We start from the raw sequence: 20,529 nt of genomic DNA, 5'->3' as shown, positions 1-20,529 counted from the left end.
CACCGCCGTCTACGCGCGAAGAAATGTGTCGTAGACGTAAATCCTGCGGAGAAGCTGGGAAGAGGACTCGCGGGTTCAGTATCCACCACGGACGGGTGGGTATCCGTACCCACCCGCCTGGGCGGGCGCCGCGTGCGCCTCACGGTCGTAGAACGGGCGGGCGTTCGCCCGCAGCCAGAGCGCGACCGGGTCGTAGTCGTCGGACATCGCCACGGTCGACACCGGCAGCCCGTCCGGGACCGCGCCGATCGACTGCTGCATCATGCCGCGCACCGAGTCGACGGCGGGCGGGCTGGTGTCGTAGACGTCCAGCCCGATCGCGAGATACGGCGCTCCGAGCGCGGGCTGCACCCAGGCGCGGCGCAGCGCGCGGACCGCCGGGGTGCGGTGGGCGTTCTGTGTGAGCAGGGCGTAGAACTGCGGGATCTCGATGCCCGGTTCCGACAGGCGCAGGGGGCCGGCCGGCTGGCGTTCCAGGCCGGTGGCGATCCGGCGGAGGTCGAGCCAGGGAATGCCGACGCCGCCGCCCGGCGCGTGCGGGTTGAGCCAGAGCCCGAAGTGGTCGGGGTAGAGGGTGCGGGCCACGTCGAGGCCGTCGACCACCTCGTAGGAGCGGTTCCAGCCGCTCGCCGAGAGTTCCTGGGCGGAGGTGACGCAGGGGGCGTAGCCGTACTTGTCGACCTGCATGTTTCCGTACTGGGCGTCCGGGGAGCCGGACTGGCCGTGCCACAGGAGCATCCAGATCTGACCGGAGTGGGGGGTCGCGAGGGCGCGGAGGAGCGCCTCGTAGGCGTCGTAGCGCCCGGGCGTCACCTGGCGCAGCATGTGCTCGACCTGGCCGGTCGCGGTGCCGCTGGCGCTCACGTGTACCGCCCCTTCTGGTAGTTGGCCTGCGTTGGGAAACAGCTTAAGCGCCCAAAGGGTGGGGGCCTTGTGTGCGTTGGCGAGTGCGGGTCGTTCGTGGCTGGGCGCGCCCACGCGGCGGAGCCGCAAATCGACACAGCCCCGCGCCCCTGGGTTGGTTGCCCCTTGCGAGCTTGCTAGTGACCCTGTGTATAGAAAGGACGTACCGTCTGGCGCATCCAGTCCGCCACCGGGTCCTGGGTTACGTCCAGGAGGACCAGGTTGACCTGCCACTGGACCGTTACCTGGCCCAGGGCTCGGGCAAGCGCTTCCATCGGGGCCGCTCTCAAGTCGCCGTCCCAGTTGGTGAGTTCTACGCCTACGAACATGACCGGGGCGGCCGTCTCGATCGAGGCCAGGCAGCGGCGGGCCGAGCCGACGACGCCGATCGCGGCGAACTCGGCGGAGGCGGCGGCGAGGAAGTCGACCGGGTCGTCCTGCCAGTCGGGTTCGAAGAGGCGGACGCGGCCGCCACTGGTGGGACCGTCGAGGGCGGTGCGGCCGATGCGGCACAGCTCGGCCACCGCGAGGGGCGGCAGCGGGACGCCGACCATGCCGCCCGGGTTCACCGCGATGCCGACCTGCGGGGGCAGCCCGCGGGCGAACTCCACCGCGGGCGCGATCGTGAACGACAGATGCGAGCCGACGACCTGGCGGAACTGCTCCTCGGAGCTGAAGACCGGGACGTACGCCTGCCCCTCGATGTCCAGCGTCGGCAGGTCCAGGGGACCGGTCTGCGGGCCGCCGCCGCTGGGGAGCGGGACCCAGACGAAGCTGCGGCCGAGCACCTCGACGATCCGGCCGCCGGCCGTGGGCATGCCGAGGGACGCCGAGAGCACCTCCTCCAGCTCGTTGCCCGGCCAACCGCCGTGCGGATGGGGGTGGGGGTACGCCTGACCGGGGAAGTCCGCCGGGAAGTCCATCTACCTACCGCCTGCTGGTGAAACCGCCTGCTGTAACCCTGCTGTGGCTGAAAAGGCTAGCGGCTCAGTCCGCGAAGTCGATCCGGCGCAGCACGTCCGCCGCGTCCCGGTCCAGGAGGACCGCCGAACCCACTCCGTGCGGCAGGTCGCCGCGCTCCACCGCGCGCAACAGGCGAGCGGCGGCCCTGCGGTGGCGCAGGAACGCGTACCGCGAGACTCCGCGGCCCCGCTCGCGCTGGCCGTCGAGCGCGGTGTCCGGGGTGACGTCGAGGAACACCAGGTGCAGTGTGCCGCCCCGGCGCCCGGCGGCGCGGGCCAGCCAGCCGCGCACCCAGGTCTGCGTACCGCAGTCGTGCACGACGGCTCCGGACGCGGAACGCAGCGCGCGGCGCAGTCCGGCGTAGTGGGCGAGGCGGACCAGGGGGCGGTAGATCGCATAGGGGAGGAAGCCGGACATGCGGGCGTCCCAGCGGTCGCGGGTGTCCTGGCTGTCGACTCGGACGCCGTCGCCGCCCGCCACCGCTCGCCGCATCAGTGTGGACTTGCCGCTGCCGGGCAGGCCGGTGACCACGACCAGGTCGCGGGGGCCGAAGCGGAGTCCGTGCGGGCTGTGGCCGGCGCGCTCGCGGAGATCGCGGACCGTCGGTACCGGGCGGGCCGGGCATGCCTCCCTGGCCGGGGCCGAGGGCTGCTTGGGCAGCGCTACGGCCGAGGTCGTGGCGTACACCGTGGTCCTTGTCACCGTGATCGTCCTCCCTGCGGGGTCAGGAAAGGTTCTCCCCACTGAACGTAAAGAGAAGGTAATGCACGGTGTCTCGCGGTTCCGTTCGCGTCCAGCCACAGGCCTGTTACAAAGCCTGTGCGATGATGTGCCCGCCTAACTGCATACCGGCCGCTTGAATCCGCGCGGGAGAGTCCCCAGTCGTACATCACCTGGGGCGCCGAAGGAGCAAGTCCCTCCCTTGAATCTCTCAGGCCCCGTTACCGCGCGGGCGAGGCACATCTGAAAAGCGGACCGCCGGTGACGGTGGTCCCACCCAAGGTGCAACCCATGGCCCGTGCGGTCATGGCGAACCTCTCAGGTCCCGATGACAGATGGGGAGGAACGACCTCGCCGTCATGCCTTGGGAGACCGACCGATGAGCAGTACCGCCACCCCTGAGAAGCGCCGCACCGCGCTCGACGCGCTGCACCGCTCGCTCGGTGCGACGATGACCGACTTCGCCGGCTGGGACATGCCGCTGCGCTACGGCTCCGAGCGCGACGAGCACCTCGCTGTCCGCACGAAGGCCGGCCTCTTCGACCTCTCCCACATGGGCGAGATCACCGTCACGGGCCCGGACGCGGCCCGTCTCCTCAACTACGCCCTCGTCGGCAACATCGCCTCCGTGGGCCCCGGCCGCGCCCGCTACACCATGATCTGCCGGGCCGACGGCGGCATCCTGGACGACCTGATCGTCTACCGGCTCGCCGAGACCGAGGCTGCGTCTTCTGACTACATGGTCGTGGCCAACGCCTCCAACGCGCAGGTGGTGCTGGACGCGCTCACCGAGCGGAGCGACGGCTTCGACGCCGTGGTCCGTGACGACCGTGACGCGTACGCCCTGCTCGCCGTCCAGGGGCCCGAGTCCCCCGGCATCCTCAAGTCGCTCACCGACGCCGACCTCGACGGCCTGAAGTACTACGCCGGTCTGCCCGGCACGGTCGCGGGCGTCCCCGCGCTGATCGCCCGCACCGGGTACACCGGCGAGGACGGCTTCGAGCTGTTCGTGAAGCCGGAGCACGCCGTCGAGCTGTGGCAGGCGCTGACCGAGGCCGGCGAGGGCGTCGGGCTGGTCCCCTGCGGACTGTCCTGCCGGGACACGCTGCGACTGGAGGCGGGCATGCCGCTGTACGGGCACGAGCTGAGCACGGAGCTGACCCCCTTCGACGCCGGGCTCGGCCGGGTCGTGAAGTTCGAGAAGGACGGCGACTTCGTCGGGCGCAGCGCCCTGGAGGCCGCCGCCGAGCGCGCCGCCTCACAGCCGCCGCGCGTCCTCGTCGGGCTCGTCGCCGAGGGCCGCCGGGTCCCGCGCGCCGGGTACTCCGTGGTCGCCGACGGCCAGGTCATCGGCGAGGTCACCTCCGGCGCCCCCTCCCCCACGCTGGGCAAGCCGATCGCCATGGCCTACGTCGACGCCGCGCACTCGGCGCCGGGCACGGCCGGTGTCGGCGTGGACATCCGGGGCAGTCACGAGCCGTACGAGGTCGTGGCGCTGCCGTTCTACAAGCGCGAGAAGTGACAGTCGTCGTAGCGTCACGTCTGTGACCCCGGGCGGATCGCCCCTGCCTGCCGATGTCCTCCGTTGTCCCCCATTCATCAGCACTCCCCCGCGTACAGGAGAATTCAGGCCATGAGCAACCCCCAGCAGCTGCGCTACAGCAAGGAGCACGAGTGGCTGTCGGTCGCCGAGGACGGCGTCTCGACGGTCGGCATCACCGAGTTCGCGGCCAACGCGCTCGGCGATGTCGTCTACGCCCAGCTCCCCGATGTCGGCTCCACGGTGACCGCGGGCGAGTCCTGCGGTGAGCTGGAGTCGACGAAGTCGGTGTCCGACCTGTACTCGCCCGTCGGCGGCGAGGTCACCGAGATCAACGAGGACGTGGTGAACGACCCGTCACTGGTGAACTCGGCCCCCTTCGAGGGCGGCTGGCTGTTCAAGGTGCGCGTCGCGGAGGAGCCGGGCGACCTCCTCTCCGCCGACGAGTACACCGCGTTTTCCGCCGGCTGAGGAGTCGTACACCTGATGTCTGTTCTGAACACGCCCCTGCACGAGCTCGACCCGGACATCGCCGCCGCGGTCGACGCCGAGCTGCGCCGGCAGCAGTCCACGCTGGAGATGATCGCCTCGGAGAACTTCGCTCCGGTCGCGGTGATGGAGGCGCAGGGCTCGGTCCTCACCAACAAGTACGCGGAGGGGTACCCGGGCCGTCGTTACTACGGCGGCTGCGAGTACGTCGACGTGGCCGAGCAGATCGCGATCGACCGGGTCAAGGAGCTGTTCGGCGCCGAGTACGCCAATGTGCAGCCCCACTCGGGCGCCTCCGCGAACCAGGCCGCCCTGTTCGCGCTGGCCAAGCCCGGCGACACGATCCTCGGCCTGGACCTGGCGCACGGGGGTCACCTGACCCACGGAATGCGGCTGAACTTCTCCGGCAAGCAGTTCGACGTGGTCGCCTACCACGTGGACCCGACGACCGGCCTGGTCGACATGGCCGAGCTGGAGAAGCTCGCCAAGGAGCACCGGCCGAAGGTGATCATCGCGGGCTGGTCGGCGTACCCGCGCCAGCTGGACTTCGCGGAGTTCCGCCGGATCGCGGACGAGGTCGAGGCCTTCCTGTGGGTCGACATGGCGCACTTCGCAGGCCTGGTGGCCGCGGGTCTGCACCCGAACCCGGTGCCGTACGCCGATGTCGTCACGTCCACGACCCACAAGACGCTGGGCGGCCCGCGCGGCGGCATCATCCTGGCGAAGAAGGAGTTCGCGAAGAAGCTGAGCTCCTCCGTCTTCCCGGGCTTCCAGGGCGGTCCGCTGGAGCATGTGATCGCCGCGAAGGCGGTCTCCTTCAAGGTCGCGGCGAGCGAGGACTTCAAGGAGCGGCAGCGGCGTACCGTGGAGGGTGCGCGGCTGCTGGCCGAGCGCCTGGTGCGGGACGACGTGAAGGCCGTAGGGGTCGACGTCCTGTCGGGCGGCACGGACGTGCACCTCGTCCTGGTCGACCTGCGGAACTCCGAACTCGACGGTCAGCAGGCCGAGGACCGGCTCCACGAGGTCGGCATCACGGTCAACCGCAACGCCGTCCCGAACGACCCGCGGCCCCCGATGGTCACGTCCGGCCTGCGCATCGGCACGCCGGCGCTGGCGACCCGCGGTTTCACGGCCGAGGACTTCGCCGAGGTCGCGGACGTCATCGCCGAGACGCTCAAGGCGCCCAGTCCCTTCGGGGAGGCCGACGTGGAGGGTCTGAAGGCCCGTGTGACCGCGCTGGCGGAGAAGTACCCGCTGTATCCCGGGCTGTAGTCGCCCGCCGGGGCGCCGCGCACACTGGAAGGTGTGCGCGGTGTCCCACCCCCTTGCACCACCTTGCTCGTCCCGCGTTCTGAGGAGTCACCGTGGCCATCTCGGTCTTCGACCTGTTCTCGATCGGCATCGGCCCGTCCAGCTCCCACACGGTCGGCCCGATGCGGGCGGCCCGCATGTTCGCGCGCCGGCTGCGCAACGAGGACCTGCTGGACTCCGTCGCCTCCGTCCGCACCGAGCTGTACGGCTCCCTCGGCGCGACCGGCCACGGGCACGGCACTCCGAAGGCGGTGCTGCTCGGCCTGGAGGGCGAGTCGCCGCGCACGGTGGACGTGGAGGGCGCGGACGAACGGGTCGAGCAGATCAAGGAGTCGGGCCGCATCCGCCTCCTCGGCGAGCACGAGATCCCGTTCTCCTACGACTCCGACCTGAAGCTGCACCGCCGCAAAACCCTGCCGTACCACGCGAACGGCATGACGCTGTGGGCGTACGACGCGGCGGGCACCGAGCTGCTGTCCAAGACGTACTACTCGGTGGGCGGCGGTTTCGTCGTCGACGAGGAGGCGGTCGGCGCCGACCGCATCAAGCTGGACGACACGGTCCTCAAGTACCCCTTCCGCACGGGCGACGAGCTGCTGCGCCTCACTCAGGAGACGGGTCTGTCGATCTCCGCGCTGATGCTGGAGAACGAGCGCGCCTGGCGCACGGAGGAGGAGATCCGGGCCGGGCTGCTGGAGATCTGGCGCGTGATGCAGGCGTGCGTCTCGCGGGGCATGTCGCGGGAGGGCATCCTGCCGGGCGGCCTCCGGGTCCGCCGCAGGGCCGCCATGTCGGCACGCCAACTCCGGGCGGAGGGTGACCCGTTGGCGCACGCGATGGAGTGGATCACGCTCTACGCGATGGCCGTGAACGAGGAGAACGCGGCGGGCGGCCGCGTGGTCACCGCCCCCACGAACGGCGCCGCCGGCATCATCCCGGCCGTCCTGCACTACTACATCAACTTCGTGCCGGGCGCCGACGAGGAGGGCGTGGTCCGCTTCATGCTCTCGGCCGGCGCCATCGGCATGCTCTTCAAGGAGAACGCCTCCATCTCCGGCGCCGAGGTCGGCTGCCAGGGCGAGGTCGGCTCCGCCTGCTCGATGGCGGCGGGCGCGTTGGCCGAGGTCCTCGGCGGTTCCCCCGAGCAGGTCGAGAACGCCGCCGAGATCGGCATGGAACACAACCTCGGCCTCACCTGCGACCCCGTCGGCGGCCTCGTCCAGATCCCCTGCATCGAACGCAACGGCATGGCCGCGGTGAAGGCGGTCACCGCCGCACGGATGGCCATGCGGGGGGACGGGTCGCACAAGGTGTCCCTCGACAAGGTCATCAAGACGATGAAGGAGACGGGGGCGGACATGAGCGTGAAGTACAAGGAGACGGCGCGCGGGGGCCTCGCGGTGAACATCATCGAATGCTGAGGACATAGGACCTGACCAGCGCGTTCGTTTCTTTCAGTGCTGTCAGGGCCTTCCTTGCTTACGCGGCGGAAAGTCCCTGGAAACTCCCTGGGACAGGCGTCTGGCCTGGGGATTCGTGACAACTTCGATCACTGCTCCGCTTCGCCCAAGGCACCGACAGCCGTCAGGACGCGCGCTGGAGACCGCGCACGGGCCGCCTTGTGCCTAAGCGCCTCACTTGGCCACTGCGCACTTCAGTTGGCCGCTCCGGCGCTCAGCTTGTTCCTTGGCGTCGCGGGGTCCACCTCCGTGTTGGCTCTGATCGACCGTGGACACCTCGTGGCAGGTCGGGGATGGTGAGCTCTTCCGCAACCGTTGGACGGCGCGGAACGTGCAGGACGTTCGCGACGCTGAACGTCAACAGGTCGCCCGCCTGGAGCGAGTGGCGTTTGAACGTGACGGGCTCCGTGCTGTCCACACGGCCATTCACGACCTTCTGAGCAGGGTGAACGCGATCGCCATACACCTGGCGAAGGCCGAAGCGGTGGGTCTGGACTGGCGCGAGAGCGTTGAGGGGCAGGAGTTGAAGGCGGCGGCCATGCACGCGACCGTGAGGTGCAGTCATGAGTCCGCTCTGCTGCTGCATCCTGCGGTGATCGAGGCGGTGGAACGTCTGATAACCGCCGCCTACCCGATGTACTGGACTCGCGCGTCCGGAAGCGATCCGAGTCATTGCCGTGAGTTCTTCGAAGCCGGCCAAGCCGCGACGAGGGCCATCGCGGCTCGGCTTCGCGAGCTCTACGGCTTCGCGACGGGCGGTTGACCGGCGGTCTTCGAAGCTGTCCCGTGGCCAACTGCCACGCTCGGAGTGGCCACCTGAGGCGCGCGCAGGCACGCGAGGGTGCTGGGCTGGTTGGCCATCGAGTGCTTCAGATGCCGCGATGGTGCTCTGCTGCTGCAGGACCTGACGGGGCGTCGGCCGGCGCTCAGTGCGGCGGAGGCTTCAGCGCGCCGAGTTGTAGCAGCATCGCCAAGTCGTCGCGTACCGCCCAGCGTTCGGCAATCCGTCCATCGGCCAGTCGATAGGCGAAGGCGACTTCTCTCCGGTAGGTCCCGCTCGGCACGTCGAAGCCTCGGAACGTTCCTCCGGGCCACTCATGCTCCCGCACGCCGAACTGGACGACCAGGTCGCCCTCCGCGACGATGTGCGACTCCACCCAACGGGCCGGATGCCGGTCACGGCGGGCCCGCAGCAGGAACTGTCGCGTGCCCTCGATCCCGGTCGGCATGCCGGGTGCCAGTGCATGGTTGACCATGTCAGGCGTGCACAGTGCATCGAGCCGACCAAGATCGCCGCCACCGTTGCCCAGCTCGTCCAACTCGCGCACGACCGCCTTGTTGCGCTCCGTATCCACCCTGCCGAGTGTTCAGCAGTCTCCCGTCGAGCACAACGCGATCGCCCGGGTGACACACTCACGAGTTGTGGGCAACCGTGATACGCAGAATGGCCAGTGGGGGTTGTGACCGCGCTTCCGTGACACCTACGACTGCCTCTTGATCGTAAGCAACTCGCCATACAGCTGCATCGAACTTGTCCGGCCTGTGTCGAAGAGTTGCTGCACGTGGTCGATGAACGGATCGAGGACGCTTTGGCCACGGGCCGGACAGATTCTGGAGAAGGCGTCAGCGATCTGCCACTTCCAGCGCGTCGGGGGCCGCCTGCCTGATGGCCTTGGTGAAAGCCATGAGCTGGTCACGACAGACGATCTCGGCCCCGGGGTGTCCACGGAGCCAGTCGGCGACCGTGGCGCTCTACCTGTCAGGCAGCACGTCCACCGGCCTGGAGGTCTCGATGTCGACACGGATCGTTCCATAGGTCCGTCCCTTGCGGAACGCGAACTCGTCGATGCCCGGAATCCGCGGCGCGCGCCGGCCCGGACGGCCACCGAGTTCCACCGCCACCGCCCTCATGGCTGACCGTGCATCCGGGTCAGGCACGGCGCCGCGGTTCAGTCAGGCCCGCCACCTGTTCCAGGTTCAGGCCCGGCACCGACAGATGCGCGTACGAGGCTGGGCGGCAACCGTCTCCCGCTTACAGGAGGGCCGTTTCCTGGCACCGCTGGTAGGCGGTTCCGCGGTCCACAGCGGCCGTGGACTCGGCATCTCCCACCTGTGCGATCTGTCTCTTGGCCGAGATCAGCGTTGGCTGGCAGGCTTGCCTGGAAGTTCAGTGCGGCTGCCCCGGCAGGCGTAGACGATCTCCACCGAACCACCGGGGAGGGCACGCTCGCGCTGGAAGGTCAGACCGGTGTCGGGACTGAGCATGGGTGTCAGTTGCATCCCACCGCCGAACAGCAGCGGCAGTACGACCAGTTCGAGGGTGTCGAGTGCGCCGAGGGAGTGGAACGTCCCGATCGTCTGCGGGCCCCCGATGAGGTGGACGTCGCCGCCCCGGTTGGCCGAGCGGAGCTTCTCCAGCAGCCTCACCGGATCACTGTCGGTGGTGACGTGATCGGGGGTGCCGTCCGGACGGTGTGAGCCGAGCACGAACACATCGAGGTCCGGCCACGGCCAGCGGTCGTTGGTCAGCGCGGGCTCGAAGGTGGTGCGGCCCATCAGCGCCGCCTCGCAGTCGTCGAGGAAGTCCCGGATACCGTGGCTCTCACCGGAGACGAACGCGGGGTCGGCAGTCAGGGCGGGCCACCCGTTCGGTGTGGTCACGTAGCCATCGGCACTCATGCTCATACGGGCGCGGATCTGCATGATTTCTCCTCGGGACGTCCGGAGGCCGGCTATGCGGCCGGCAAACCGAACCACTGGTCGGCGAACAGACAGCACTTGCTGATCACAGAGCCGCGGCCGGTCCGGATTCCGCTCCGCGGGTCGCGCCTCTGCCCAAGCGTCGAACGGGAGACCCACCGATCGACACGCTGCCGAAGAATCCTTTCCCACAACGAGATCATGGACCCGGGGCCCCGGCACCCGGCGGCCGCCGAGTCGGTCGTGAGCCTGTCCGTGTGGCTCGGGCACGCCTCACCGAAGATCACGCTCGACCACTACGCTCACTTCATGCCGGGTGCCGGTCGACGCGGGCTGACGGCCATGAACTCGTGGCTGGAGCAGGCCCAGCCGCCGTTTTTCCCTCATGAACGTGAAGTACGAGGACGGTCACCAGTACAGGAGCCACCGCCCGTCGCACCACACGCCGTGCCCTTGGAAGGTGAGCCGCTCGTCGTCGGGTTGCACGCGGGCGCTGGGGGCGACCTGGTGCAGGGTGTGGCCGGAGTGGATCACCAACCGGCCAGGGGTGTAGGGGACGTACTCCATGGTGTGGAAACGCTTCAGGTCGGCGACGGACTCGACCCACCCCTTCCTCAGCGCATGCCGGAACTGTTCATGGCTCACGTCCCAGACATTCAGGCCGCCGCCCGCTGCGGGTAGCCGGATCGCCAGGGTGAAGGAGATGTGCCGGGTCAGATCCGTCCCGGGGGGCCAGGAGATCGACTGGTACTGCAGGTCGAAGTGCAGGGGCGCGACCGGTTTGGTGAACACCGCCGCGGACAGCCAGACGTGGAAGCCGGGCAGTCCCAGGTGTTCGGCATAGGTGACGGGGGCGCCCAGATGTTCGCCGAGCAGCTTGGAGAGGCGTGTGTACAGCCAGTCGAAGGAGTCCCGGAGCAGCGGCCGCGAGGCCTGGGCACGCCGCTGGTAGAGGGCCGAGTCCGGGTCGGGTGCGAGGTCGAGGTAGCTGGGTGCGCCCAGGGTGAAGAAGGCGACGGGTTCCGGGCCGCGAGGTGTCCAGTGCCGGCGGAGGCCGTGCACGGCATCACGGAGTTCGGCGCTGCTCGCCGCGGTCAGCACTTCCAGCGAGTCGATCACGACGGCGTCCCTCGGAGCAGTGCGAGGAGCGATGTGGTGATGGTTCCGCCGAGGCGCCGGTCGTACCAGTCGTACGCGGGCATGGGATTGACTTCCAGGCACCAGTAGGTGCCGTCGTCGGTGAGCTTGAAGTCCCAGCCCGCGAAGGACATTCCGAGGTCGGCGGTGTGACGGACCACCTGCTCGGCGAGTTTTTCGGGGAGTTCGCAGGGGGTGAACTCCGCGTCCCCGTCGGTCCGGTAGTCCACCGCGCCGGACGCGATCTCCTCCGCGTGCACCCGGTCCCCGACAACATGTGCGCGCACGTCCCGGCCCGGAACGTAACGCTGGAGATGTACCGGACCCTGACCGGGCTCGAAGTCGGCCAGGTCGGCCGCGTCGACGAGCCTGCTGGTGGCCCGCACGCCGGAGACCGCTTTGACGAGGGTCGGTCCGGCCGCCGTGAAGGCCCGCAGACGCTGCGGCGACGAGCCGGTGATGCTCGCGGGCACCCGGAACCCGGCCCGGGCCAGCGACTGTTCGTGAAGCGGTTTGGAGCCGTTGTCGGAGTGGATCGAGGGCCGGTTGACCACCAGGCCGGGGATGTGGTCAAGCCACGCGGTGAGCGCCGTCGTGAGCCAGCGCCAGTGCCGGGCCGACGCGCGGTCCTGTTGAAGGGCCGCCAGATCGGCGATACGGCAGTAGTAGGACCCCTCGGAGTCGAGCACATGGCCGCCCAGCCTCGCCGACCGGTCCCCGCCCACGGTCAGCCGCCAGTCGCCCGACTCGACGACCTTCCGCAGGTCGATGGCCTGGACCGGTACGGCCCGGGCCTCGGCCTCGGCGATGAAGTGCGCGAACGTGCTCTCGGAGACGAGACCGACTGCGTAGATCATGGGAAGAGGACCTTCACGAGTTGAGGGCCCAGGCCGAGCCAGACCATGCGAAGTTGCTCCACGTCGGGGAACGGCTCCACCGCGACCGGCCATGCCTGGGTGAGGTCGGGTGACACCCGCCAGAGCACGGCTGCGAGGTCGAGCCCGAGTCGAGCGGCGATCTCCGTACTGCGCTCCTCCAGGCCGAGCCGGTCCAGATCGACCGGGCTGCTGCGCCATCCCTGGCTGCCGAGGACCACGACGCTCTCGAAGAGGGGAGCGGGGTCCGACCACCTGGCCCGGTAGGGACCGTCGCCGTCGGCCGAGGGGGCGTGACCGCCGTCCGGGAGATCGGGCCAGCGGCGGGTGCGCCAGGAACCGAGGTCCTGGACCCACCACTGCGTCCCCTGGTCGCCGGAGGGTTCGCCGGCCGGCTCAGGGGGCCGGGAGGAGAAGATCTCCGGCGAGCCGACGGGCAGACCTGCCCTGAGTTCCGTGAGCGCCGCGGACGGGGACACCCGGGTGCCCGGGCCACCGGGTAGCGGGCGGTTGATCACCGGTGCCGGGGTCAGGGCGGCGACGGCCCACAGGTGGGCCAGGCACTCGTTGAGCTGGAACTCGGCGTCGAAGCTGACCCGCGGCAACGGCGGGGCGGGCAGTCGGACGAACATCGGCAGCGCGGGCTCGACCACCGCGGCCGGGCCGTCGACGGTGAGGGTGAACAGCTGCGCGGCGTCGAACACATCGAGGATCGTCGCCGCGTGACCACTGTCCCGCACGAAGTCCCGGACCTCGACGGCCACCGGGTCCTCGGGGTCGGCGACGACGACCAGCCCGGAGGGATCGCGGCCGGGCACCTCAGATGACGACACCGCGCCTCCTCAGCAGGCGGTTGATGCGGGAGCCGCGCAGCGTCTCCGCGTCGTCCTGCCCGCCCGCGGGGGACTCGGCCGGGGCCTCGAATCCCTCATCCGTCCCGGCCGAGCCGGGATCGCGCGGCTCGGCCGGCTGCCGTACGAAGGCGGCGGGGCCGAACGCCGCCATCGCCCCGTCGGAGTCCTTGCCGTCCTTGAAGTCCTTCGAGTCCTTGCTGTCCTTGCTGTCCTTCGTGTCTTTGGTGTCTTTGAAATCCTTCGTGTCTTTCGTGTCCTTGAACTCCTTGACCTCCTTTCCCTCTTTCCCGTCCTTGCCGTCCTTGCCGTCCTTGAAGTCCTTGAATTCCTTCATCCGTTTCCCGGCCGTCGGCGGGCGGCCGTCGGCGGGCGGCACATCGCCGTCCTCCGGCTCGGAGAAGATCCGGCCGGGCGGGGCGTTCCACAGCATCGCCGTGACGTCGCGTCGTTCGGCGGCCGAGAGAAACGGCCGTACCCGTGACCCGTCGATGGTCCACGTCATGCGTTCACCTCTCCTGTCGTGGAGGGGATGCCGCGCGATACAGCCGCAGTGCCGCGGCCAGGCGCCGCTGGGCATCCCGGTGGTGCGGGTTGAGGTTGAGAATCAGGTGGTCCACACCGAGTGCCGCGTACGCCCCCAGGCCGTGCGCCACGTCCTGCGGTGAGCCGGTGAGGATGTCGGCGTCCGGCGCCGCCCCCGGGCCGGGATCGGCCGGTGCGCCCTCCTCCGGATCCACCCTGACGTTGACGCCGAGGGTGATGCCGAGAGCCTTCGGATCGCGTTTCTCCCGCAGACAGGTCTCCCGCACCCGGTCCAGGGTCTCCACGCTGCCCGCCGGGGATCCGAACCAGCAGGCGTTCCACAGGTCCGCGTACCGCGCCGCCAGCGCGGTCATCCGGGGCCCGTGCGCCCCCACCAGGACCGGCGGACCGCCGGGTCGCACGCCGCGGGGGCGCAACTCGCCCTCGTGGAGCCGGTGGTGACGGCCCGAGAAGTCGGCGCGGCCCGTCCGCAACAGCGCGAGAATGATCTGCAGGGCCTCCTCGAAGCGGTCCACCCGGTGGTCGAAGGGGATGCCGAAGGCCTCGAACTCGGGGGCGTGCCACCCGCTGCCCAGACCGAGGACGAGCCGGCCGCGGCTGACCTCGTCGAGGGTCACCGCCATCTTCGCCAGTACCGCGGGGTTGCGGAAGGCGGTGCACAGCACGAGGGTGCCGAGTTCGACCCGGTCGGTCGCCTCGGCGAGAGCCGTCAGTACCGTCCAGGACTCCCAGATGCCCTCGGTCGGTCCGCCGGCCTCGCGGAACAGGAGATGGTCGAAGACCCACAGCGAGTCGAAGCCCGAGTCCTCGGCCCGCAGCGCGAGCGCTCTGATCTCGCCGTACGACGGCTGCCCCCACGGATACTCCGCGAGAGGCATAACCAGGCCGACCTTCATAGCGTCCCCCCGTGGGCGAGCCCGGACCCCGAACCGAAATTACAGCAAGCCACGAGGCGTCACAATGGGTACAGGGGGCGGTACTTGGGCAAAGGGGAGTGCAGAGGACGGATTCGGACTCGGACTCCCTCGACACACGATGCGGCCGCGGCCATCCTGGTTCGGGGGGCGGCACCACCTCGTGGTCCCCGGGAGCGGGAGGGGGCCCCGGTCATGGGGGGAGTCTCGGGGGCGGCGAGGGCCGCGGTCGCGGTGGTGGCGTGGCTCTGCGCGCTGGGCGTACTGGCTCTGGTACTGGTGGCGGCGCTGGTCGATCTCGGCACCGCCGAGCGGCTGGCGAGCGTGGCCGGGGCGGCTACGGGGCTGGTCGGGCTGGTGCTCGCGGTGAACGATCTCCGGAGCTCCGACACCGAGCCGCCTCCCGACGACGCGCTGATCGCACAGGAGGTGGCCGCCTACGCGGAGCAGGTGCTCCAGTCCCACGGACCCTTGGGACTGAAGGCGCCAGACCCTTCTCAGAACGGGGAGCACTCGGAGGTGGAGCTCCTGGCGGTCTTCGTCCCCCCGCGGTTGCGGGCCGACCCACCGCCGGTGGAGCTGCCGAGGGAACTGCGCAAGCGGCTGGAGAGCCGCAGCGGGATGCTGCCTCCGGGGGAGTTTCCTCCGGGGCTCGACGAGGAGTCGCTGGAGCAGGTGCGACGGGCCTACCGGGAGCGGCGGCCGGTGGAATCGCTGGAGGTCCTGACCGATCCGCAGCAGTCGCGGGTAGTGCTCCTGGGCGATCCCGGGGCCGGCAAGTCCACCCTCGCCCGCTACCTCGCCCTGGCGCTCACCTCCGAGGCCGTACCGGAGCCACTGGCCGGGCTGGCCGGCCGGGTGCCGGTGATCGTGGAACTGCGCCGATACGCGGACGAGCGCCGCCGTGACCGGTCCTTCGAGGACTACCTGGACGAGCTGAGCACCCTGGAGCGGATGTCGGTGCCGCGCGGTGTGCAGGACGTCCTGCTGCGCGAGGGCCGGGCGATCGTCGTATTCGACGGTCTGGACGAACTGTTCGACCCGCGCGTGCGGGCCGAGACGGAGCGGCGGATCGCCGCCTTCGCCGGGCGGTACCCGGACGTGCGCATCGTGGTGACCTCCCGGGTCATCGGCTACCGGCGGCCCGTCCTGGACAAGGCAGGCTTCCGGCATTACATGATCCAGGACCTGACGATGAGCCAGATCGAGGAATTCGCGGAACGCTGGTACACGGTTGTCTGCCCTGGAGAGCCCGAGCTGGCGGCACGGCTGCACCTGCTGCTCGAACGGGCCGTAGCCGACGCGCACCCGGGTCCGCGGTGGCTGGCCACGCAGCTCCTGGCCCGTTACTGGCCCGAACGCGAGGACGTACGCCTGCTGACCCTGGACCGCATGACCGCTGATCCCTCGTCCACCAACAGACGTAACGCCCTGAACTGGGCGGCCTGGCTGGGGGAGGCGGCGCCGGACACGCAGGAGACCGTCCGGTCGGTGGCCCTCGCCGACGCCTCTCCCAGGGTTCGTATCACCGCACTCCGCGTGCTGGCCTTCGGCTGGCCGCGGTCCCCCGCCACCACCGGTTTCCTGCGTGAACGCGCGGAGCGCGATGAGGACGAGAGGGCGCGTGCGGTGGCGTCATGGGCCCTCACGACCGCAGACGCGTACGCGGCGCTCCCGGACCACGCCTCTTGACCCAGCCACTTCTCTGAAGGAGACGAGTGAACCCTCAGCCAGTGGAATCGCCCGTCGTCGATGTCGACGTACTGGACGAGTCAGGGTGCGCCGATGTGAGCGAACGGCTGGAGTCTCTGCGCCCCCATTGGCTCACCAGGGGTACCGGCTACTTCACCCTCGGCCTGGCGACCTACCTCGACGTAGCGGCCTCCGACAATCCTCAGGAGACGTACTTCGGGCGGCTCGCCCGCTCCAACCACATCCTCCGTGACCACTTCGGCGATCTCCAGGACCGGGTCGCCGACGTCCTCGCCGTACTGCTGGACATGCCCACCCGGTACGACGAAAGGGTGGCGCTGCCCGGCTTCCACGTGTTCGAGGACGGGGGTATCGCGGTCGACCCGAGGCCCAGTCAGCATTTCGACCTCCAGCACCGTTTGATGCCCTGGCCGTTCCGGATCGCTCCGGTCGAACAGTCCGTGTCATTCACGCTGCCCATCGCCCTGCCGTACTGCGGTGGAGCCATGGATGTCTGGGACGTCACCGAGGCGGACATGCTACGGCTGGAGCGCACGGGCGAAACGTCCGGGACGATCGGCGCGACCCAGGCCGTGCGGCGCCACGAATACCGCGTCGGCAGGATGGCTGTGCAGCTCACACCGATCCTGCATCGCATCGCCGCGGTTCCCGCCCGCCATCCCGGAGACAGGCGCATCACTCTGCAGGGGCACGGCATCCGCGACGTTGACGGATGGGTTCTCTACTGGTGAAGCCTGCACTCGCGACACGCGATCGTGGTCCACGGCGAGTTCGATCACCAGCCCGGTGACGACCAGGAGGCCCTCCCCGCACCCAGGCTCCACAGGATGTGGCCCCGCGCGGCGAAGACCGTGAGCGCGCCGAACTGTGGAGGAGGGGCCGAGCTCTGTCTCCTGGGCGCTGGAGACGAGGTCGAACAACTCGTCCAGATCGTATTCGGCACGCTGCGGGCTGCCGTAACGGGTGATCTTTCCCCGGCTCGCCCGCTTGCGGATGGTCGCCGGACTGACGCCCGCCGCCAGCGCGGCGAGTTCGGTCGGTACCGTACGTCGCCTGCCGCGCCGCGTCACCCCGCGGCTCCCGGCCGACCGCTGTCCATCGCCACCCGCACCCGTCCCGACAACAACAGCCACTCCCGGGGCGGCACCGTGTGACCTGTGTCGCAGGCCACCTGGGAGGAGACCACGTCCGGTGTTCGACAGCACCGCACGGAGCTGGGCGGTGCAGCCGGGGTGACAGCACACGCCCAGGGACACCCTGTGCACTCGCGGGCCGAGGACCGTGCGAGAGCGGTCCAGGAGCGCGGACAGCTCGGCGGCCAGATCCGGGCCCGCCGGGTGCTCGGCCAGCCAGTGGATCTGGTTGTGCAGGAACCGGAGCAGTCCGGGAACTCCCTCGCAGGGAGCGGTCACCGATCGGCGCTCCGCCACGACGAGTCCCGCCCAGGAGGACAGCAGGTCGACGATCTCCGAGCGCAGCGAGAGCACCTTCTCGTCGAGCCGTACGCCCACCGAACGGGTGCCGCTGACCCTCTCCAGTGGGTGTCCCCCGAGCGGAGCCAGTTCTTCCTCACTTTCCTGATAGGCCTCACCTATGCCACGTAACCTGGCATGTAGGCACTCGTACATGGAATGGCGCGACCGTTCCGGCGCTGACATCTGTTTCGGGTCCGTGAAAACCCCACAGAACGATCTCGGCTGGTCTCGGTGCTCTTGCACGACTGGCCTCGCATCCCTGCATCACGGGTGAACATTTGCTCTTCGGTAAGTAGTTCTTCGCAGCACGGAAACGCTCCGCCACTTCGGGAGGGCGTCAGTGCCCTCGTCGGCTACGGCGGCATCTTCCAGCGCAACACCAAGGCCTCCGGGGCCATCCCGCAGATCAGCGTCATCCTCGGTCCGTGCGTCGGCGGCGCGACCTACAGCCCCGCCCTCATGGCCCTCTACACCGTTCTCTTCCAGGGAACGACGCCCTTCGGCGCACTGCTGACGAGCCGGCTCGCCGACCGGGCGGGCACACGCGGCGCGCTGTTCGTCTCCGGGACGCTCTGTCTGGCCGTGGTCTCGGCCACGTGGGCGGTCGCCGGTGCGCGAAGGCGTCTGCGGCGGATCGACCACTGCTTCAACGCCAACGCTGATGACGTACCGGTCGGGCTGAACGAGGGAACCGGTGTCGGGTGTGCGGGTGACGGGTCAGGCCGGGCGGTGGCGGATCCACCACACGCACAGCCCCGCGAGCCCCGCCGCCAGCAGCAGGCACAGGCCCGTCTCCGCCCACTGCGACGGCCACAGGTCGGACGACGGATGGAACTCCGCCCAGCGGCCCGTCCTGCCGTGCCGGGCAAGGCAGTTGGCGTAGTCGTCGGTCGCGTAGCAGCTCGGCAGGTCCGGCACGTGGCGGCCGGTCGCGTCGACCGCGCCCTCCGAGAGGACCCACGCGTTCGACGGGGCCGCCGTCCCGGTCGGGTGCTGGACCGTGGCCAGAGTGGTGGGCAGCAGGTGGCCGCGGACGGATTCGAGTACGTACATCGTCACCGCGCCCAGAACCACCGTCGCGCCCATCGCCAGGACCGTGCGGCGCAGGATCAGGCCCGCGGTCACGCCGATGAGCAGGGAGAGGACCGACAGGCCGACCACGACGGGGCCGATGCCGTCGTACGGATACCACTGCCACCAGGGGAACCAGCCGCCCAGCAGGGACCCCGCCGGCCGCCACCACCAGGTCATCGCGGCGGCGATCGTCCCGCTGACCAGAATCGTCAGGACGACGGGGACGAGCAACTTGGCCGCGAACCAGCGCAGTTGTGTGACCGACTGGGTGCACACGGTGCGGTACGTGCCGGACTCCAGCTCCTGTGCCAGCTGGGGGCCGCCGAGGAAGACGCCGAAGACCAACGGCAGCGCGAGCATGGCCTGGAGGGGTCTGCGCATCGGGAACTGGTACGTCCGCGTAAAGGAGTTGAGCTTGTGGGAGCAGTCGCCCGCCGGGACGGTGGTGCCCCGGCAGGCATTGAGGTGGCCGTCGGCGATGGCGGTCGTCATCTCCTGGTGGCGCACGATCGCGTACGCTGCTACGGCGGTCGCGGCGGCGATGCCGATCCAGAAGGACAGCCGGTTCTGCCGCCAGACCAGCCAGGTCAGGCCTCGCAGCCGTAGCCGTCGTCGCATTCGGAGTGCCGAACTGGGCGCGGGTGAAGGGTGGTCGGTGGTCACGGAGCCGCTCATGCCGTCACCTCGCGATGCGCTCCGGCGCGTGCGGTGGACGTGATCAGCGGGGGTGCGTCGGCTGTTCGCAGGTGGGCCAGGAGCATGTCCTCCAGGCTCGGGAGTGCCTGGCCGTTGTCCGCCGGGAGAGGCCCCTGCGGGCGGGTGCGGTGGGCGGCGATGAGTTCGGCCACGTCGCCGGCGAGTCTGACCGTGCCGTGGTCGATCAGGACCAGGAAGTCGCAGGAGCCCTCCAGTTCGGAGACCAGGTGGGAGGACATCACCACGGTCGAACCGTGCTGGGCGGCCTCGGACATGAGCAGGTCCGTCATCTGCCGCCGGACCAGCGGGTCCAGGTCGGCCATCGGTTCGTCGAGCAGGAGCAGCCGGGGCCGCCTGCCCAGCGCCAGCGCGAAGGCCACGCGGGTGCGCTGGCCGCCGGACAGGGTGCCGACCCGGGCGTCCATCGGGATGTCGCCGGCGGCGATGATCCGTTCGGCGGTCTCCTGGTGCCAGGCCGGGTTCAGCTCGCGGCCGATCCGCAGCGTGTCGGAGACCCGGAAGCGCGGGTAGAGCGCCTTCTCCTGGCTGAGGAACGCGGTGTGCTGCCGGGCCTCGGCGGACCGGGCCGCGTGTCCGCCGAGCCGGATGGTGCCGGTGCTCGGTTCCAGCAGACCGGCGGCCAGCGAGAGCAGGGTCGTCTTGCCGGCGCCGTTCGGGCCGACCAGCGCGCAGACACGGCCGGCCGGCAGCCGGAACGAGCAGTCCCGCAGCGCCCAGCCGCGCCGGTGGCGTCTGCCGAGGCCGACCGCCTCCAGCGCCGGGCGCTCTCCCGGATCAGTCATTGTGCTGCCGCCCACGTGCGGCGCGGACCAGGATCGCGGCCCCGGCGAGCACCAGGGCCAGCTTGACCAGCGACGAGCCGTAGCCGGGTACGCCGAAACCCCAGAGCGTGAGGCGGTCGTAGAGCCGCTGGGCCAGCGGTACTCCGCCGCAGAGTGCGAGCAGGGCTCCGGACAGCAGGAGGAGGTTCTTCTTCAAGGCCGAGCCTTCCGTCGAGGCGATGTGTGACTCCCGGAACGCTAGGAGCGGCGGTCCGCGGGCGGCTTCGGCTCAAAGTCGGTGCTCCGGCCCCGTCGTACGACCAAAGTCTCTAGACCAAAGTCTGTACGGTGTCCGGCGGCGGCCGCTCTACATTTGTCGC

At 69.9% G+C, this 20,529-nt stretch carries 22 protein-coding genes, 1 pseudogene and 1 riboswitch; of the genes and pseudogenes, 9 read left to right on the top strand and 14 right to left on the bottom strand.

The features are described 5' to 3' along the window. Window positions 1–75 precede the first annotated feature (75 nt). The 3 genes from ACGFY9_RS29605 to ACGFY9_RS29595 all read right to left on the bottom strand — a co-directional run bounded on the left by ACGFY9_RS29605 (window position 76) and on the right by ACGFY9_RS29595 (window position 2,574). Window positions 76–864 carry an enhanced serine sensitivity protein SseB C-terminal domain-containing protein gene (locus ACGFY9_RS29605; protein ID WP_393759178.1) on the bottom strand — a complete coding sequence of 263 codons (789 nt, stop codon included), beginning with the start codon at window positions 862–864 and terminating at the stop codon, window positions 76–78. 176 nt (window positions 865–1,040) lie between these two features. Then, the gene (locus ACGFY9_RS29600) at window positions 1,041–1,826 is read right to left on the bottom strand and encodes an enhanced serine sensitivity protein SseB (protein WP_393759176.1); all 786 of its coding nucleotides are present in this window, start codon (window positions 1,824–1,826) and stop codon (window positions 1,041–1,043) included. 64 nt (window positions 1,827–1,890) lie between these two features. Next, on the bottom strand, window positions 1,891–2,574 hold the full coding sequence (locus ACGFY9_RS29595) for an AAA family ATPase (protein WP_393759522.1): 684 nt from the start codon (window positions 2,572–2,574) through the stop codon (window positions 1,891–1,893). Between the two features lie 149 nt (window positions 2,575–2,723). Next, window positions 2,724–2,823, top strand: a riboswitch (glycine riboswitch). A gap of 142 nt (window positions 2,824–2,965) precedes the next feature. On the opposite strand from ACGFY9_RS29595, the gene gcvT reads away from it, so the two are divergent. The 5 genes from gcvT (at window position 2,966) to ACGFY9_RS29570 (ending at window position 8,149) form a co-directional block, all read left to right on the top strand. Next, the gene (gcvT, locus tag ACGFY9_RS29590; protein ID WP_393759174.1) at window positions 2,966–4,108 is read left to right on the top strand and encodes a glycine cleavage system aminomethyltransferase GcvT; all 1,143 of its coding nucleotides are present in this window, start codon (window positions 2,966–2,968) and stop codon (window positions 4,106–4,108) included. A gap of 111 nt (window positions 4,109–4,219) precedes the next feature. Next, a complete protein-coding gene (gene gcvH, locus ACGFY9_RS29585) occupies window positions 4,220–4,597 on the top strand; it encodes a glycine cleavage system protein GcvH (protein WP_019058529.1) in 378 nt (125 codons plus the stop codon). 15 nt (window positions 4,598–4,612) lie between these two features. Then, complete coding sequence (gene glyA / locus ACGFY9_RS29580; RefSeq protein WP_393759172.1) at window positions 4,613–5,887, top strand: serine hydroxymethyltransferase; 1,275 nt, start codon at window positions 4,613–4,615, stop codon at window positions 5,885–5,887. A 92-nt stretch (window positions 5,888–5,979) separates the two neighbouring features. Further along, window positions 5,980–7,347, top strand: a complete 1,368-nt coding sequence (locus tag ACGFY9_RS29575) for an L-serine ammonia-lyase (RefSeq protein ID WP_393759170.1) — start codon at window positions 5,980–5,982, stop codon at window positions 7,345–7,347. A gap of 307 nt (window positions 7,348–7,654) precedes the next feature. Beyond that, complete coding sequence (locus ACGFY9_RS29570; RefSeq protein WP_393759168.1) at window positions 7,655–8,149, top strand: hypothetical protein; 495 nt, start codon at window positions 7,655–7,657, stop codon at window positions 8,147–8,149. 163 nt (window positions 8,150–8,312) lie between these two features. On the opposite strand, the gene ACGFY9_RS29565 is transcribed toward ACGFY9_RS29570, so the two are convergent. The 8 genes from ACGFY9_RS29565 to ACGFY9_RS29530 all read right to left on the bottom strand — a co-directional run bounded on the left by ACGFY9_RS29565 (window position 8,313) and on the right by ACGFY9_RS29530 (window position 14,373). Further along, window positions 8,313–8,741, bottom strand: a complete 429-nt coding sequence (locus tag ACGFY9_RS29565; protein WP_393759166.1) for an ester cyclase — start codon at window positions 8,739–8,741, stop codon at window positions 8,313–8,315. Window positions 8,742–9,138: 397 nt separating this feature from the next. Next, entirely contained in the window at window positions 9,139–9,288 is a 150-nt protein-coding gene (locus ACGFY9_RS29560) for a hypothetical protein (RefSeq protein ID WP_393759164.1), read from the bottom strand. A 234-nt stretch (window positions 9,289–9,522) separates the two neighbouring features. Further along, window positions 9,523–10,089 carry a dihydrofolate reductase family protein gene (locus ACGFY9_RS29555; protein WP_393759162.1) on the bottom strand — a complete coding sequence of 189 codons (567 nt, stop codon included), beginning with the start codon at window positions 10,087–10,089 and terminating at the stop codon, window positions 9,523–9,525. Window positions 10,090–10,494: 405 nt separating this feature from the next. Beyond that, window positions 10,495–11,205 (bottom strand): hypothetical protein, encoded by a 711-nt coding sequence (locus ACGFY9_RS29550; protein WP_393759161.1) that lies wholly within the window; start codon window positions 11,203–11,205, stop codon window positions 10,495–10,497. Next, window positions 11,202–12,080, bottom strand: coding sequence for a RimK family alpha-L-glutamate ligase (locus ACGFY9_RS29545; protein ID WP_393759159.1), 879 nt, complete (start codon window positions 12,078–12,080; stop codon window positions 11,202–11,204). Before ACGFY9_RS29545 ends, ACGFY9_RS29550 begins: the two co-directional genes overlap by 4 nt. Then, window positions 12,077–12,931 carry a hypothetical protein gene (locus tag ACGFY9_RS29540; protein ID WP_393759157.1) on the bottom strand — a complete coding sequence of 285 codons (855 nt, stop codon included), beginning with the start codon at window positions 12,929–12,931 and terminating at the stop codon, window positions 12,077–12,079. Before ACGFY9_RS29540 ends, ACGFY9_RS29545 begins: the two co-directional genes overlap by 4 nt. Continuing rightward, the gene (locus tag ACGFY9_RS29535) at window positions 12,918–13,454 is read right to left on the bottom strand and encodes a hypothetical protein (protein ID WP_393759155.1); all 537 of its coding nucleotides are present in this window, start codon (window positions 13,452–13,454) and stop codon (window positions 12,918–12,920) included. The genes ACGFY9_RS29540 and ACGFY9_RS29535 overlap by 14 nt, the downstream gene beginning before the upstream one ends. A 4-nt stretch (window positions 13,455–13,458) precedes the next feature. Beyond that, on the bottom strand, window positions 13,459–14,373 hold the full coding sequence (locus ACGFY9_RS29530; RefSeq protein ID WP_393759154.1) for an LLM class flavin-dependent oxidoreductase: 915 nt from the start codon (window positions 14,371–14,373) through the stop codon (window positions 13,459–13,461). Window positions 14,374–14,604: 231 nt separating this feature from the next. Here ACGFY9_RS29530 and ACGFY9_RS29525 point away from each other — a divergent pair, with 231 nt between their 5' ends. From ACGFY9_RS29525 to ACGFY9_RS29510, 4 genes and pseudogenes are all read left to right on the top strand, one after another. Continuing rightward, window positions 14,605–16,101 (top strand): NACHT domain-containing protein, encoded by a 1,497-nt coding sequence (locus ACGFY9_RS29525; protein WP_393759152.1) that lies wholly within the window; start codon window positions 14,605–14,607, stop codon window positions 16,099–16,101. A 26-nt stretch (window positions 16,102–16,127) separates the two neighbouring features. Beyond that, entirely contained in the window at window positions 16,128–16,853 is a 726-nt protein-coding gene (locus tag ACGFY9_RS29520) for a hypothetical protein (protein WP_393759150.1), read from the top strand. A 426-nt stretch (window positions 16,854–17,279) separates the two neighbouring features. Continuing rightward, entirely contained in the window at window positions 17,280–17,726 is a 447-nt protein-coding gene (locus ACGFY9_RS29515; RefSeq protein WP_393759148.1) for a hypothetical protein, read from the top strand. A 198-nt stretch (window positions 17,727–17,924) separates the two neighbouring features. Next, window positions 17,925–18,056 (top strand): annotated as a pseudogene (locus ACGFY9_RS29510) (carboxyl transferase domain-containing protein); the annotation flags it as partial. Window positions 18,057–18,314: 258 nt separating this feature from the next. Here the strand turns inward: ACGFY9_RS29510 and ACGFY9_RS29505 are convergent. Genes ACGFY9_RS29505 through ACGFY9_RS29495 form a run of 3 tightly spaced genes read right to left on the bottom strand, consistent with a single transcriptional unit; the run spans window position 18,315 to window position 20,366 of the window. Then, window positions 18,315–19,346: an ABC transporter permease gene (locus ACGFY9_RS29505; RefSeq protein WP_393759146.1), complete on the bottom strand. Its 1,032-nt coding sequence runs from the start codon at window positions 19,344–19,346 to the stop codon at window positions 18,315–18,317. Next, window positions 19,343–20,170 carry an ATP-binding cassette domain-containing protein gene (locus ACGFY9_RS29500; RefSeq protein WP_393759144.1) on the bottom strand — a complete coding sequence of 276 codons (828 nt, stop codon included), beginning with the start codon at window positions 20,168–20,170 and terminating at the stop codon, window positions 19,343–19,345. Before ACGFY9_RS29500 ends, ACGFY9_RS29505 begins: the two co-directional genes overlap by 4 nt. After that, window positions 20,163–20,366 carry a hypothetical protein gene (locus tag ACGFY9_RS29495; RefSeq protein WP_393759142.1) on the bottom strand — a complete coding sequence of 68 codons (204 nt, stop codon included), beginning with the start codon at window positions 20,364–20,366 and terminating at the stop codon, window positions 20,163–20,165. Before ACGFY9_RS29495 ends, ACGFY9_RS29500 begins: the two co-directional genes overlap by 8 nt. Between the last annotated feature and the right edge of the window lie 163 nt (window positions 20,367–20,529).

Source organism: Streptomyces sp. NPDC048504 (genome assembly GCF_043200035.1).
GTDB lineage: Bacteria > Actinomycetota > Actinomycetes > Streptomycetales > Streptomycetaceae > Streptomyces.
The sequence above is the reverse complement of the archived record's forward strand: the minus strand, read 5'-3'. Positions and strand labels throughout refer to the sequence as shown.